This window comes from Stenotrophomonas nitritireducens, assembly GCF_050984405.1.
Lineage (GTDB): Bacteria > Pseudomonadota > Gammaproteobacteria > Xanthomonadales > Xanthomonadaceae > Stenotrophomonas > Stenotrophomonas nitritireducens_B.
In genome coordinates, this window is sequence record NZ_CP158790.1 from 1,909,725 (window position 1) to 1,923,090 (window position 13,366).

The 13,366-nt window shown below is 70.7% G+C and carries 8 protein-coding genes and 1 tRNA gene; 6 read left to right on the forward strand and 3 right to left on the reverse strand.

The features are described from left to right. Window positions 1-7: 7 nt before the first annotated feature. From ABTV91_RS08210 to ABTV91_RS08230, 5 genes are all read left to right on the forward strand, one after another. Complete coding sequence (locus tag ABTV91_RS08210; RefSeq protein WP_433854044.1) at window positions 8-1,048, forward strand: bifunctional riboflavin kinase/FAD synthetase; 1,041 nt, start codon at window positions 8-10, stop codon at window positions 1,046-1,048. Window positions 1,049-1,054: 6 nt separating this feature from the next. Continuing rightward, window positions 1,055-3,886, forward strand: a complete 2,832-nt coding sequence (gene ileS / locus ABTV91_RS08215) for an isoleucine--tRNA ligase (RefSeq protein WP_433854045.1) — start codon at window positions 1,055-1,057, stop codon at window positions 3,884-3,886. Window positions 3,887-3,998: 112 nt separating this feature from the next. Further along, window positions 3,999-4,514: a signal peptidase II gene (lspA, locus tag ABTV91_RS08220; RefSeq protein WP_433854046.1), complete on the forward strand. Its 516-nt coding sequence runs from the start codon at window positions 3,999-4,001 to the stop codon at window positions 4,512-4,514. Window positions 4,515-4,573: 59 nt separating this feature from the next. After that, window positions 4,574-5,524 (forward strand): 4-hydroxy-3-methylbut-2-enyl diphosphate reductase, encoded by a 951-nt coding sequence (gene ispH / locus ABTV91_RS08225; protein WP_433854047.1) that lies wholly within the window; start codon window positions 4,574-4,576, stop codon window positions 5,522-5,524. Between the two features lie 36 nt (window positions 5,525-5,560). Continuing rightward, a tRNA-Thr gene (locus tag ABTV91_RS08230) sits at window positions 5,561-5,636 on the forward strand. A 139-nt stretch (window positions 5,637-5,775) separates the two neighbouring features. Here the strand turns inward: ABTV91_RS08230 and ABTV91_RS08235 are convergent. The 3 genes from ABTV91_RS08235 to ABTV91_RS08245 are packed head-to-tail and all read right to left on the reverse strand — an operon-like array spanning window position 5,776 to window position 10,057. Beyond that, the gene (locus ABTV91_RS08235; protein WP_433854048.1) at window positions 5,776-8,538 is read right to left on the reverse strand and encodes a TonB-dependent receptor domain-containing protein; all 2,763 of its coding nucleotides are present in this window, start codon (window positions 8,536-8,538) and stop codon (window positions 5,776-5,778) included. Window positions 8,539-8,546: 8 nt separating this feature from the next. Continuing rightward, the gene (locus tag ABTV91_RS08240; RefSeq protein WP_433854049.1) at window positions 8,547-9,527 is read right to left on the reverse strand and encodes a FecR family protein; all 981 of its coding nucleotides are present in this window, start codon (window positions 9,525-9,527) and stop codon (window positions 8,547-8,549) included. Next, window positions 9,524-10,057 carry an RNA polymerase sigma factor gene (locus ABTV91_RS08245; protein ID WP_433854050.1) on the reverse strand — a complete coding sequence of 178 codons (534 nt, stop codon included), beginning with the start codon at window positions 10,055-10,057 and terminating at the stop codon, window positions 9,524-9,526. The genes ABTV91_RS08240 and ABTV91_RS08245 overlap by 4 nt, the downstream gene beginning before the upstream one ends. 242 nt (window positions 10,058-10,299) lie before the next feature. Here ABTV91_RS08245 and ABTV91_RS08250 point away from each other — a divergent pair, with 242 nt between their 5' ends. Continuing rightward, window positions 10,300-13,206, forward strand: coding sequence for an autotransporter domain-containing protein (locus ABTV91_RS08250; RefSeq protein WP_433854151.1), 2,907 nt, complete (start codon window positions 10,300-10,302; stop codon window positions 13,204-13,206). The last annotated feature ends 160 nt before the right edge of the window (window positions 13,207-13,366 follow it).

Genomic DNA, 13,366 nt, shown 5'->3' on the forward strand with positions numbered 1-13,366 from the left:
GGGTTGAATGAGCAGGCTGTTTAGAGACGTCGAAGGCGGGGTGTTGTTCCCGCAGGGAAGCGTGGTCTGCATCGGTGCCTTCGATGGCCTGCACAGGGGCCACCGGGCGCTGGTGCGCCACGCGGTCGAGCGCGCGCGCGCGCTGGGCGTGCCGGCGGTGGCGCTGGCCTTCGAACCGTTGCCGCGCGAGTTCTTCGCCCGCGACAACCCGCCGCCGCGGCTGATGCTGGCCCGCGACAAGGTGGCCACGCTGCGCGGACTCGGCATCGACAGCGTCGGCCTGCTGCGTTTCGACGCGAAGATGGCGGCCATCACCGCCGAGGACTTCGTGCGCGGCATGCTGGTGCGCCGGCTGGGCGCGCGCGAGGTGTGGATCGGCCCGAAGTTCCACTTCGGCAACCGCCGTGGCGGCGACCTGGCCCTGCTGCAGGCCATGGGCGCCGAGCTGGGCTTCGCCGCCGGCGAGATCGCGCCGGTGCACCTGAACGGCGAACGCATTTCCAGCACCCGCATCCGCGAGCTGCTGGTGGCCGGCGAATTCGCCCATGCCGCCGACCTGCTGGGCCGTCCGTACGCGATCGGCGGCCGGGTGGTGCGCGGGCAGCAGCTCGGGCGCACGCTGGGCTTCCCGACCGCCAACTTGCGTTTTCCGCGCACGCCCGCACTTTCAGGTATCTACGCTACCTGGGTGCACGGCGTCTTCGAGCAACCGTGGCCGTCGGTGTCGAGCTTCGGCACGCGCCCGACCGTGCAGGGCGTGGAGCCGCTGCTGGAAGCCCACCTGTTCGATTTCCAGGGCGACCTGTACGGGCGCCACATCGAAGTGGAATTCGTCGCCAAGCTGCGCGACGAAGAGAAGTTCGACGACCTGCCGGCGTTGACCGCGCAGATGCACCGCGACGCCGAGCAGGCGCGCACCCTCCTCAACGAACATGCGAGTCCCTCGCAACAGCCCGCACATCCATGTGCGGACGCCGGAAATGCGAGTCCCTCGCAAAAGCCCGCACATCCATGTGCGGACTCTTCAATAACAGCCGTGCAAGGGTAAGTACCCGTGACCCAAGACTACAAAGCCACCCTCCACCTGCCGGCGACGGAATTCCCGATGCGCGGCGACCTGCCCAAGCGCGAGCCGGGCATCCTGGCGCGTTGGGAAGAGCAGGGCATCTACGCGCGGCTGCGCGAGAACGCCAAGGGCCGGCCGCTGTTCGTGCTGCACGACGGCCCGCCGTACGCCAACGGCCAGATCCACCTGGGCCACGCGGTCAACAAGATCCTCAAGGACATCATCGTCAAGTCGCGCTACCTGGACGGCTTCGACGCGCCCTACGTGCCGGGCTGGGACTGCCACGGCCTGCCGATCGAGATCGCGGTCGAGAAGAAGTGGGGCAAGGTCGGCACCAAGCTCGACGCCGAGCAGTTCCGGCAGAAGTGCCGCGAGTACGCCGAGGAGCAGATCAACCTGCAGCGCGCCGACTTCAAGCGCCTGGGCGTGATCGGCGACTGGGACAACCCGTACAAGACGCTGAGCTTCGATTTCGAGGCCAATGAAATCCGCGCGCTGGCCAAGATTGTCGCCAACGGCCACCTGGTGCGCGGCGCCAAGCCGGTGCACTGGTGCTTCGACTGCGGTTCGGCGCTGGCCGAGGCCGAGATCGAATACCAGGACAAGACCTCGCCGGCGATCGACGTGGCCTATGCCGCGCGCGATGCGAAAAAGCTGGCCGCCAGCTTCGGCGTCACGCTGCCCGAAGGCGTGGAAGTGGCGGTGCCGATCTGGACCACCACGCCGTGGACGCTGCCGGCGTCGCTGGCGGTGTCGCTGGGCGCGGACATCGATTACGCGCTGGTCGAAGGCCCGGCCCACGGTGGCCGCCCGCGCTGGCTGGTGCTGGCCTCCGCGCTGGCCGAGCGCGCGCTGGCGCGTTACGGCGTGGCCGAGATGGTCGTGCACGGCCATGCCAAGGGTTCGGCGCTGGAAAACCAGCTGCTGGCGCATCCGTTCTACGCCGAACGCGACCTGCCGCTGCTCAATGGCGAGCATGTCTCCGATACCGACGGTACCGGCGCGGTGCACACCGCGCCCGGCCACGGCCAGGAGGACTTCGCGGTCAGCCAGCAGTACGGGGTGATGGACCGCTACAACGCCGGCCAGATCAATCCGGTCGATGGCCGCGGCGTCTACCTGCCGTCCACGCCGCCGGCCGGCGACGTGGAACTGGCGGGCCTGCACCTGTGGAAGGCGCAGCCGCTGATCGTCGACGTGCTGCGCGGCAACGGCGCGCTGCTGGCCTTCGCCGAGATCCAGCACAGCTACCCGCACTGCTGGCGCCACAAGACGCCGGTGGTGTTCCGCGCCACCCCGCAGTGGTTCATTTCGATGGACAAGGCCGGCCTGCGCGCCGATGCCATGGCGGCCATCGACAGCGTGGGCTGGTTCCCGGCCTGGGGCAAGGCGCGCATCGCCAGCATGGTCGATGGCCGTCCGGACTGGTGCATCAGCCGCCAGCGCACCTGGGGCGTGCCGATCGCGCTGTTCACCCACCGCGAGACCGGTGAAATCCACCCGCGCACCGTCGAACTGATGCGGCAGGTGGCCGACCGCGTGCAGGAAGGCGGCATCGACGTGTGGTATTCGCTGGACCCGGCCGAGCTGCTGGGCGATGAAGCCGCGCAGTACGAGAAGGTCACCGACATCCTCGACGTCTGGTTCGACTCGGGCGTCACCCACGAAGGCGTGCTGCTGGCGCGCGGCTTCGGCAAGCCGGCCGACCTGTACCTGGAGGGTTCGGACCAGCACCGCGGCTGGTTCCAGTCCTCGCTGCTGACCGGCGTGGCCATCGACAGGTATGCCCCGTACAAACAGTGCCTGACCCACGGTTTCACCGTGGACGAGCACGGCCGCAAGATGTCCAAGTCGCTGGGCAACGGCATCGAGCCGCAGGAAATCATGCGCACCCTGGGCGCGGACATCCTGCGCCTGTGGATCGCCTCGGCCGACTACAGCAACGAGATGTCGCTGTCGCAGGAGATCCTCAAGCGCAATGCCGACGCCTACCGCCGCCTGCGCAACACCGCGCGCTTCCTGCTCGGCAACCTGGATGGTTTCGATCCGGCCCGGCACCTGCGCCCGCTGGAAGACATGGTCGCGCTGGACCGCTGGATCGTGCACCGCGCATTCGAGCTGCAGGAGAAGATCAAGGCCGCCTACGCCAGCTACAACATGGCCGAGATCGTGCAGCTGCTGCTGAATTTCTGCAGCGTCGACCTGGGTTCGCTGTACCTGGACGTGACCAAGGACCGCCTGTACACGATGCCGGCCGACTCGCGCGGCCGCCGCTCGGCGCAGAGCGCGATGTACCGCATCGCCGAGGCGTTCGTGCGCTGGGTCGCGCCCATCCTGACCTTCACCGCCGACGAGCTGTGGGGCTACCTGCCGGGCGGGCGCGCCGACAACGTGCTGTTCGCCACCTGGTACGACGGCCTGGCGCCGCTGCCGGCCGGCGCGCAGCTGTCGGCCGCCGATTTCGAACAGTTGCTGGCGCTGCGCGAGCAGGTGGCCAAGGTGCTGGAACCGATGCGCGCCAACGGCGCCATCGGCGCCGCGCTGGAAGCGGAGATCACCGTGGCCGCCAACGAGGAACAGGCCGCGCGCTGGCAGCCGCTGGCCGAGGAACTGCGCTTCCTGTTCATCAGCGGCGACGTGAGCGTGCGCCCGGCCACCACCGACGAGGTGTTCGTCAGCGCCCAGCCCACCGGCAAGGCCAAGTGCGTGCGCTGCTGGCACCATCGCGCCGATGTCGGCGGCAACGCCGGCCATCCGGAGCTGTGCGGCCGCTGCGTCAGCAACATCGAAGGAACGGGCGAGGACCGCCGCTGGTTCTGAGTTCTCCCGGTAGGAGCGGCTTCAGCCGCGCGGGGCTTTCCAGCCAAAGCCCCATCGCGGCTGAAGCCGCTCCTACGGGGATCTTTCGCCACTTTTACGGTAGAACGACGCGATGACCGCAAGACCCAAACCCAACGCCCTGATCTGGCTCCTGCTTTCGGCAGCGGTCATCGGCCTGGACCAGTGGAGCAAGGCCTGGGTGCTGGCCAGCCTGCCCGAGTTCACGCCGGTGCCGGTGATCGATGGCTTCTGGAACTGGTACCGCACCTATAACACCGGCGCGGCATTCAGCTTCCTCAGCGACGCCGGCGGCTGGCAGCTGTGGTTCTTCACCGCGCTGGCGGTGGGCATCAGCGGGCTGATGGCGTTCTGGCTCTCGCGCACCGCGCGCGGCAACTGGCGCAGCGCGCTGCCGTATGCGCTGGTGATCGGCGGCGCCATCGGCAACGTCATCGACCGGCAGCTCCACGGCCACGTGGTGGACTTCATCCAGTGGTACGTCGGCGACCATTACTGGCCGTCGTTCAACATCGCCGACTCGGCGATCGTGGCCGGCGCCATTGGCATTGCCCTGTCGGGGCTGTTCGATGGGAAGAAGCGGGAACAGGGAACAGGGAACGGGGAATGACGCTGCAGGGTTTCATTTCCGTTCCCCTTATTTCTCCTTCGCGCCCTTAGAATCCCCGCATGGACGTACTGCTTGCCAACCCCCGCGGCTTCTGCGCCGGCGTCGACCGCGCCATCGAGATCGTCAAGCGCGCGATCGAAACGCTGGGCGCGCCGATCTACGTGCGCCACGAAGTCGTGCACAACCGCTTCGTGGTCGACGACCTGAAGCAGCGCGGCGCGATCTTCGTCGAGGAACTGGACGAAGTGCCCGACGGCAATACGGTGATCTTCAGCGCCCACGGTGTGTCGCAGGCGGTGCGCGACGAGGCCGACCGGCGCGGGCTCAAGGTGTTCGACGCGACCTGCCCGCTGGTGACCAAGGTGCATTTCGAGGTCGCGCGCCACTGCCGCGCGGGCCGCGACGTGGTGCTGATCGGCCACGAGGGCCACCCCGAGGTCGAGGGCACGATGGGGCAGTGGCGCAGCGAAGCCGGCGCCGGTTCCATCTACCTGGTCGAAGACGAGGGCGATGTCGCCGCGCTGGATGTCGGGCAGCCCGGCAACCTGGCCTACACCACCCAGACCACACTGTCGGTGGACGACACCCGCAGCGTGATCGCCGCGCTCCGGGCGAAGTTTCCCGCGATCCAGGGCCCGAAGAACGACGACATCTGCTACGCCACACAGAACCGCCAGGATGCGGTGCGCGAACTGGCGCAGCAGTGCGACCTGGTGCTGGTGGTCGGCTCGCCGAACAGCTCCAATTCCAACCGCCTGGCCGAGCTGGCCCGCCGCGAGGGCGTGGAGTCGTACCTGATCGACGGCGCGCACGAGATCGACCCGCAGTGGGTGGCCGGCAAGCGCAACATCGGCCTCACCGCCGGCGCCTCGGCGCCGCAGGTGCTGGTCGACGGCGTGATCGAACGCCTGCGTGAACTCGGCGCCGGCAGCGTCGCCGAACTGGCCGGCGAACCGGAGTCCATGGTGTTCGCGCTGCCCAAGGAACTGCGCCTGCGCCTGGTCGATTGACCACGCGGGCGGCGAACCTCTAGAATTCGCGGCTCCGCCGGAATAGCTCAGTTGGTAGAGCGGCGCATTCGTAATGCGTAGGTCGCAGGTTCGACTCCTGTTTCCGGCACCAGCAATCGAAGAAAGGCCAGACGTCCACGTCCGGCCTTTTTTTGTTGCCGCCCTCCGTGGCGGCAATCCTCCGGGCCGTCGGCGAGCGATGTCAAAAGCTGCTCCTGGCAGTTTTTCTGCCGCGCGTGCAGCCGTCCGTGTCAGTGGAACTGCAGGGTCACCTGGAAGTATCGCCCCAGCGGATCGTCCTGGCCGGTGGCCAGGCCGCCGTTGCCGGGCAGGTAGTTCACCGGCTTGGTATCGAGCAGGTTGAGGATGTCCAGCGCGGCGGTGAACCGCGGGCCGATCCGGCGGTCGAGGTGCAGGTTCCAGCGCAGCTGCGCCGGGTTGCTGCACTGGCCGTTGCCGCGCTGCGGGACAGGGCAGGCGCCGCCCGGTTGCCAGGCACGGGTGCTGCCGGTGTAGCGGGCGTGCAGCGCGCTTCCCCAGCGCGTTCCCTGCCATTGCAGCGAGGCGGTGGCCGCCGTGCCCGGCGTGGCGTGGCCGCGCAGGTCGATCCAGCGGCCGCCCACGCGTTCGCGGCGGCGCAGGGCCTGCTGGTGGATGGCGTCGAGCGAGAGCCGCCATTGCCCGGCGCCGGCGGCATGCAGGTAGTCGCCGTGCAGCACCCAGTTGCGCGATACCGTGCGCCCGATGTTGTCGAAATACAGCCGCAGCGACTGCAGCCGGCCGTTGTCGTCCAGCAGCCAGGTAGCGGCATTCCAGCCGGCATCGGCCGGGCGCAGCGCCAGGATCTCGTTGCGCAGTTCGACGCGGTTGTGGGTGAGCGACAGGCTGAGGTCGGGCCGTGGATTCCAGACCGCGCCCAGGGACTGATTGCGCGAGGTCTCGGCCTCCACGCCGGCGTTCTCGATGACCTGCACATCGACCAGGCAGGCATCGTCCGCCGGGTGCGCGCATGCCGGCAGGCCCGGCGACCAGGCCACGGCCTCGGTGCCGAAATAGCCGGGCGGGCGCCGGCGCTCGAACAGGCTGGGCGCGCGGTAGCCGCGGCTGGCGGACAGCAGCAGCGACCAGGACGGCGAGACGTTCCAGCGCAGGCCGGCGCGCGGCGAGAACGACAGGTCGCCGGCGTCATGGTCCAGGCGCGCGGCCAGGTCCAGGCGCAGCGGCGCCGCCAGCGGCAGGCCCAGTTCGGCGTAGGCGGCGCTGCTCTGGCGGGAAAGGCGGCGGCGTTCGGTCGGCAGGCCCAGCGCCAATTCGCCTTCCTCGAGCAGTTGGTCCGGGCGTGAGGTCCAGGTTTCGTGGCGCAGGTCGATGCCGCTGGCCAGCTGCGCGGCGCCGCCGGGCAACCGGCCGAGCGCGTGGCGCGTGCCCCACCACGCCAGCCACTGGTCGGTGCGGCCCCGGTTGCGGGTGGTCGGGAACAGGTCGTCGCGCAGCGCCGGGTCCAGCGGCGTGAACCCCGGGAAGTAGCCGTCCGCCACCGCGTCGAACAACCGCGCCGTGCGCACGGCGCCCTCGGTGGTCAGCGTGGTCGCGCTGCGTTGCCGGCCCAGGCCCGCGTCCCAGCCGCCGTCGCCGCGGTCGCGGCCGATGCCGGCGGCCAGGTCGATCTCCAGGCTGCGGATGGTCGGACGCACGATGCCGCCTTCCTGGAACACATGGTTGATCAGGTCGCCGCCGCCCAGGCGCAGCGCGGCGGCCGTCGGTCCCAGCTCGTAGCGCTGGCGGGCATGGCTGGCGCGCAGTTCGGCATAGGCGTGCAGGCCGTCGCCGGCGTCGTGGCGCCAGTGCGCGTAGGCGGCGGCGGTGGAGGTTGCCGGCTGCAGCGAGCGCGGGCGCGCGCTGTCGTACCAGCAACCGCTGTCCTCGCGCATGCCGGACGGGCACAGGTAGGCCGGCAGGTAATAGCCGTCGCGGGTGAGCAGCCCGATCGGGTAGCGCTGCCGTTCGCGGTGCCAGTCGCGGCGGTCGCCGGCGACATGGTCGGCCCGCTGCAGGTCGATGCCGAGGAACCAGTCGTCGCCCTGGCCGCTGCGGCCGGTGGCGGCCTGCACCCGGTACTGGGCGCCATCGCCCTGGTTGCTGATGCCGGTCTGCAGCATGGCTTCCGGCCCGTTGGCGTGGTCGCGCAGCACGATGTTGACCACGCCGGCCATGGCGTCGGCGCCATAGATGGCCGAGGCGCCGCCGCGGACCAGTTCGATGCGTTCGACGAAGCTCAGCGGGATGCTGCCCAGGTCGGTCAGCGCGCCCTGGCGCAGCGACACCATCGGGTAGCGCGGCAGGCGCCGGCCGTTGACCAGGAACAGGGTGGCGCGCGGGCCCATGCCGTCCAGGCTGGTGGCCGCGGCGGCGGCGCCGGGCAGGTAGGGCGAGTCGCCATCGCGGGACGCGTCCACCGGCGGGTGCCCGTTCATGCCGGGCAGGTGGCGCAGCAGGTCGAACAGCGAGCCATAGCCGCTGCGGCGGATGTCCTCGCGCTCGAGCACGTCGACCGCCATGGTCGCCTGCAGCGAGGTGCGCGGCAGGCGGCTGCCGGTGACGAGCACCGGCGCGAGCTCGACCTCCGCCGGCATCGCCGGTTCCGGCGCGCGCGCCGGCGGGGCGGGCGGCGGTGGGCGCGATGCGCGTTCCTGCGCGGCGGCGCGGCGTACCGTGAATATCCCGCCCGGCGAATGCGACAGCCGGACGGGCAGGCCCAGCAGCAGTTTTTCCAGCGCGGCGTCGGGTGTCCATGCGCCGCTGATGCCGGCGCTGTCCAGCCCGGCCAGCTCGCGTGCGTCGAACAGCAGCGGCGTGCCGCCCTGCCGCGACCATTCGCGCAGGGCCTGCGCCAGCGGCCCGTGCGCCACCTGGTAGTCCACCGTGCCGGCCGCGTCGGTGCCGATGGCCGGCAAGGGCGCCAGCAGCGCCAGGCACAGCGCGGTCCTGCGCAGGCGGCGGAACAGTGCCTCCATCGCCGCGTTCAACGCTTGCCGCGCAGTTCGAGCGTCCCGTCGGCGCGGGCGTGGCGGGTGATCGACCAGCCTTCTTCCAGGGCGGACAGCAGCGCGGCCTGGTCGCCGGCGCCGAAGGTACCGCTGACCGCCAGCGCGGACAGCGCCGGGTCATCGACGACCACGCGCGTGGGCGTGTAGCGGTTCATGCGCGCGATGGCGACCGGCAGCGGCGTGGCGTCGAACACCAGCCGGCCCTGCAGCCAGCCCTCGGCCTGGGGCAGCGAAAGGGGGTGCGGCGGCGCGATGCGGCCGGACGGCTGCACCTGCAGCTGTTGCCCGGGGCGCAGCGGGCGGCGCATGCCTTCGGCGCCGCGGCTGTCGATCTCCAGCGCGCCCTCGAGCAGGGCGACATCGATCCGGCCGTCGTCCAGCCGCTCCACCTGGAACGTGGTGCCGATGTCGCGCAGCGTGCTGTTGCCTGCTTCCACCCGCATCGCCTGCCGCGCCGGCGCGACCTGCAGCTGCATCCGGCCCTGCTGCAGTTCGATGCTGCGCCGGCGCCAGCCGAAGCGCGCGGTCAGGGTGGTGCGGGCGTCCAGTACCACCACGCTGCCGTCCTCCAGGACCTGCCGCTGCGGCGCGGTGCCGCCGTTCACGTAGGTGTGCAGGGTGGGGTTGCCGTCGCTGGTCCAGGCCCAGCCGACGCCTACCGCCACGCAGAGCGCCGCCGCGGCGGCGGCGCCGAACAGCGGCCGCCGGTACAGCGGCGGCCGCCGGACCACGCGGCGCGCGCCGGCGCGCAGCCAGGGGTCCTCGCGCAATGCCGCCGCGCGCGCGTGCAGCCGTTCCGCCTCGGCCCAGGCGCGCACCCGCGCCGGGTCGGCGGCGAGCCAGTCCTCGAAGGCCTCGCGTTCGGCGCGGGTGCAGTCGGCCGCTTCCAGCCGCGCCACCCAGGCCGCGGCCTGGGCGAACAGGGGGTCGGGGCGCGGCGCATCGTGGTCCATCATTCCTCCCCGCCCATGCCCAGGGCGTCGGCGCCCAGTTCCCGGCGCAGCCCCTGCAGGGCGCGCGCGACGTGCTTCTCCACGGTCTTGGCGGTGATGCCGCGATGCCGGGCGATCTGGCTGTAGCTCATGCCGGTGATGCGGTTGAGCAGGTAGACCTCGCGGCAGCGCTCGGGCAGTTTCAGCAGCGCCTGGCGCAGGGCGTTGAGCATCTGCCCGGACTCGGCCTGGCGCAGCGGCCCGGGCGTGGAGAACGGCGCTTCGGTCGGCAGGTCGTGCTCGGACAGCGGCAGGTGCGGCGCGGCGTGCGGAGAGCGGCCGCGGTCGGCCAGGCGGTTGCGCGCGATCCGGTACAGCAGCAGCTTCAGTTCTTCCTGCGGATGTTGCCGGTAGCGGATCAGCCGTTCCATGCAGTCCTGCACGATGTCCTCGGCGTCCTCGTCGCTGGCCCCGCGCGCGCGCAGGAAGGCGCGCAGCGGTTCGCGCTGTTCGCGCAGGAACAGCGCGAAGGCATCGCCGACGGGGGGCGTCATGCCGTCGGCCGGGGCAGGGGAAGCGGACAGTCGGGCAATCCGGTTACGAGGGATGCCGGAGAGTGTACGCAGCGCGACGCCGGCGGGAAGCGCCCCGGGGGCATGTAGATGCCGGAATGAATGCGTTCATTTCCATGGGGCGCGGGGACTGGGGGAGATGGGCGCCCCCGCGCGTTCTGCTGTGGTCCCGCAGGCGCGGGAGGGCGGGGTCTCCCGCTGCAACCATGGAGAGAGAAGTGCGTATGAAACGATCGGTATTGAGTATGGCGCTGTCCGGACTGCTGGCCACCGCCGCGTTCGGCATGGCCGCGGATGCGAACGCGATGTCGGTGCACGTCAACGGCGACCGCATCTTCCTGAGCGGCGATGTCACCGTGGCCGACATCGTGGCGCTGCCGGCGATGCTGGCCAAGGCGCAGGCCGAGGGCCGGCCATTCCGCGAGGTGGTGCTGCGCACCTCCAACGGCGGCGCGCTGATCAGCGGCGAATGGCTGCAGGCGGTGATCCGTACCGCCGGGCTGAACACCATCGTTTCCGGCCACTGCATCTCCTCCTGCTCGATCATGCAGTCCGGCGGCGTGGAGCGTTACATGGCCGGCGACCTGCCGACCGAGGCCGACTCGGTGCAGATCCATGCCGCCAGCTCCGGCGGCCGCGTGACCTACGGCCCGTCGCCGCGCATGTTCGGCATCTATGCCGGCAACTACGGCGGCGGCATGGACGAGGAACTGCTGTTCAAGGCGCTGTTCCAGGTGACCCAGCCCAACGGCCTGCTGGTCTTCTCCGATCCGGCGCGCACCCGCGGCGACTCGGTCAGTTTCGATCCGGACGGCAGCGGCCGCATGGAAGAAACCTTCCCGGGGCAGGACATCTTCAACAACAACATCATGACCTCGACCGGCTACAACAACCCGGGCGATACCCTGCGGGTGACGGCCGACGTGACCGGCGACATCAATCCCGGCTATCTGCGTACCGGCCGGCTGCTGCAGGCGCTGGTGGACGACGATTTCGCGCGCTGGACCGACGCCGATTACGGCACCACCTACATCAATCTCGCGGTCACCCTCTACAACCTGGCGCAGGACGGACCCAACGGCATCGGCCAGTTCTCGCTGCAGGATTACCTGGCCGATCCGGGCATCCAGGCGATGCTGGCGTCCAAGCTGCGCCTGGGCGACCTGGATGCGTCGGCCCTGGCCGATTCGGCGGGCGTCATCAGCGTCGGCAACGGCGCGGTGTGGCGGACCGCGGCGACCACCGGCGCCGACCTGATGCGGGTGGAGAACGGCGCCATCGCGCTGGAAGGCGGCGCCCTGCGCACCACCGAACTGCGCGTGCAGCGCGCCGGCGCGCTGATCGGCCATGGCGACATCGCCTCGGCGACCATGGATTCGGACGCGCTGCTCGGCATCACCGGCCCGTCGTGGCGCGAGGACGGGTTCAGCCGCGTCGTCGTCAACGGCCTGCTGATGCCGCGCGGCGGCGACCTCACCACCCATGGCTACGTCAATATCCAGCCCGGTTCGCTGGTTGCCTTCGACGTGACCGAAGCCGGCGGCGCGGCGGCCGGCCGCCTGCGCGTGGGCGGCTTCTACGACGGCGGCATGAACGAGGGCGCGCTGGTCGTGGCACCGGGCGCGCAGCTGGCGCTGAACGTGGCCGAGGGCTTCTACGGCGCCGATTACAGCCGCGAACTGATCGACGGGCCGATCTACATGGCCGGCGCCTACCAGGGCTTCCAGCAGGTCGCGCGCCTGGGCGACGCCGGCTACAGCGCCAGCATCGCCGATGGCGAGGTGTTCCGTCCGCGCCACAACTCGCTGCTCAGCTTCAACGTGCACCAGAGCGCCGATGGCCTGTGGCTGAGCGCCAACACCGGTTTCGAGCAGACCGGGCTGTTCGCCAACGCGCAGTCCGGCGACGGCCTGGGCCGCGCACTGGCCGCCGCCGCCAATGGCGGGCGCGCCGGCATGAAACCGCTGCTGGGCGCGCTGCAGTTCGCCGACCGCGACGTGATCCGGCAGCAGGCCGGCGCGCTGCGCGGCGACGCGCACGCCACGCTGCAGCTGGCCGACGCCGCGCTGGTCGGCAGCATCGGCAGCGTGATCCAGCACCACCAGTTCGACCTGCGCAGCAACGGCGGCGACGCCGACGGCCTGGCCGCGCAGGCGGCGCAGGCAGCCTCGGCGCAGCCGGGCATGGGCAATGGCAGCCTGTTCAGCCAGCTGGCCATGCACCTGGTCGAGCCGGCCGCCAATGGCGAAGGCGAGGGCGGCGTGCAGGGAGGGAACAGCCGCCGCGGCGTCGGCATCTGGGGCCGCGGTTTCGGCAGCCAGGGCCGGATCAAGGCGCAGGGCAGCGTTGCCGGGATGAGCCAGAACATCGGCGGCATCGTGGTCGGCGCGGACACCCGCGTGGCCGACGACAAGGTGGCGCTGGGCGTGAGCGTGGCCGCGGCCGACATGTCGGCCAGGGCGCGCGACGGCGTGGATTTCCACGGCGACGTCCGCGCGCTGGACATCGGCGGCTACCTGGACGCGGCCTATGCCAAGGGCTACGTGGCCGCGTCGGTGCGCTACACCGACCTGCGCCACGACACCCGCCGCGGCATCGCCGGCATCGAAGGGCTGGAAGCCCCGCTGCGCGCCAGGTACGACAGCAACGCCGTGTCGGCGCGGCTGGAGCACGGCTTCTCGTTCACCACCGCCGGTGGCGCGGTGGTGCAGCCGCTGCTGCTGGTGGTCGACTACGCCCGCCTGTCCAACGCCCGCTTCGACGAAGGCCAGGGCGCCGGCGCCCTGGCCGGCCGCAGCGGCAGCCTGGAGAGCCTGCGCGTGGGCGCCGGCCTGCAGCTGTTCAAGACCTTCGACGGCCGCAACGGCGAGCGCATCACCCCGCACGCGCGGGTGCTGTGGCAGAAGGAGCTGCGCGACACCCAGGCCCGCTTCACCTCCGCCTTCGCCGCGGCGCCGGACCTGACCTTCGGGGCGGCCAGCCAGACGCTCGGCGAGCAACTGCTGTCGTGGAACCTCGGCGTCAGCAGCCGCGCCAGCGAGCGCCTGTCGGTGATGCTCGACTATGTCGGCGAGCGTCGCGATGGCCAGACCGTGAACGGCGTGATGCTGGGTCTGGGCTACCGCTTCTGATCCATGGAAAACCCCTCCCGGTGGCCGGCGCCGGCCACCGGGAGGCAGCGGAAACGCCGCGGCGCGCGCAGGTGCGACAACATGTCGCATGCTGAACCGGGCTCCAGCTGCGCTGGATCATTGTCAATGCCTTTCTAAAGTGATGGGCGAAAGCCTAGAA

Coding starts and splice junctions, on each gene's coding strand:
- ABTV91_RS08210 (WP_433854044.1), top strand. CDS start 8: ATGAGCAGGCTGTTTAGAGACGTCGAAGGCGGGGTGTTGTTCCCGCAG.
- ABTV91_RS08235 (WP_433854048.1), bottom strand. CDS start 8,538: ATGGAGGCACTGTTCCGCCGCCTGCGCAGGACCGCGCTGTGCCTGGCG.
- ABTV91_RS08245 (WP_433854050.1), bottom strand. CDS start 10,057: ATGACGCCCCCCGTCGGCGATGCCTTCGCGCTGTTCCTGCGCGAACAG.
- ispH (WP_433854047.1), top strand. CDS start 4,574: ATGGACGTACTGCTTGCCAACCCCCGCGGCTTCTGCGCCGGCGTCGAC.
- ABTV91_RS08250 (WP_433854151.1), top strand. CDS start 10,300: ATGAAACGATCGGTATTGAGTATGGCGCTGTCCGGACTGCTGGCCACC.
- lspA (WP_433854046.1), top strand. CDS start 3,999: ATGACCGCAAGACCCAAACCCAACGCCCTGATCTGGCTCCTGCTTTCG.
- ABTV91_RS08240 (WP_433854049.1), bottom strand. CDS start 9,527: ATGATGGACCACGATGCGCCGCGCCCCGACCCCCTGTTCGCCCAGGCC.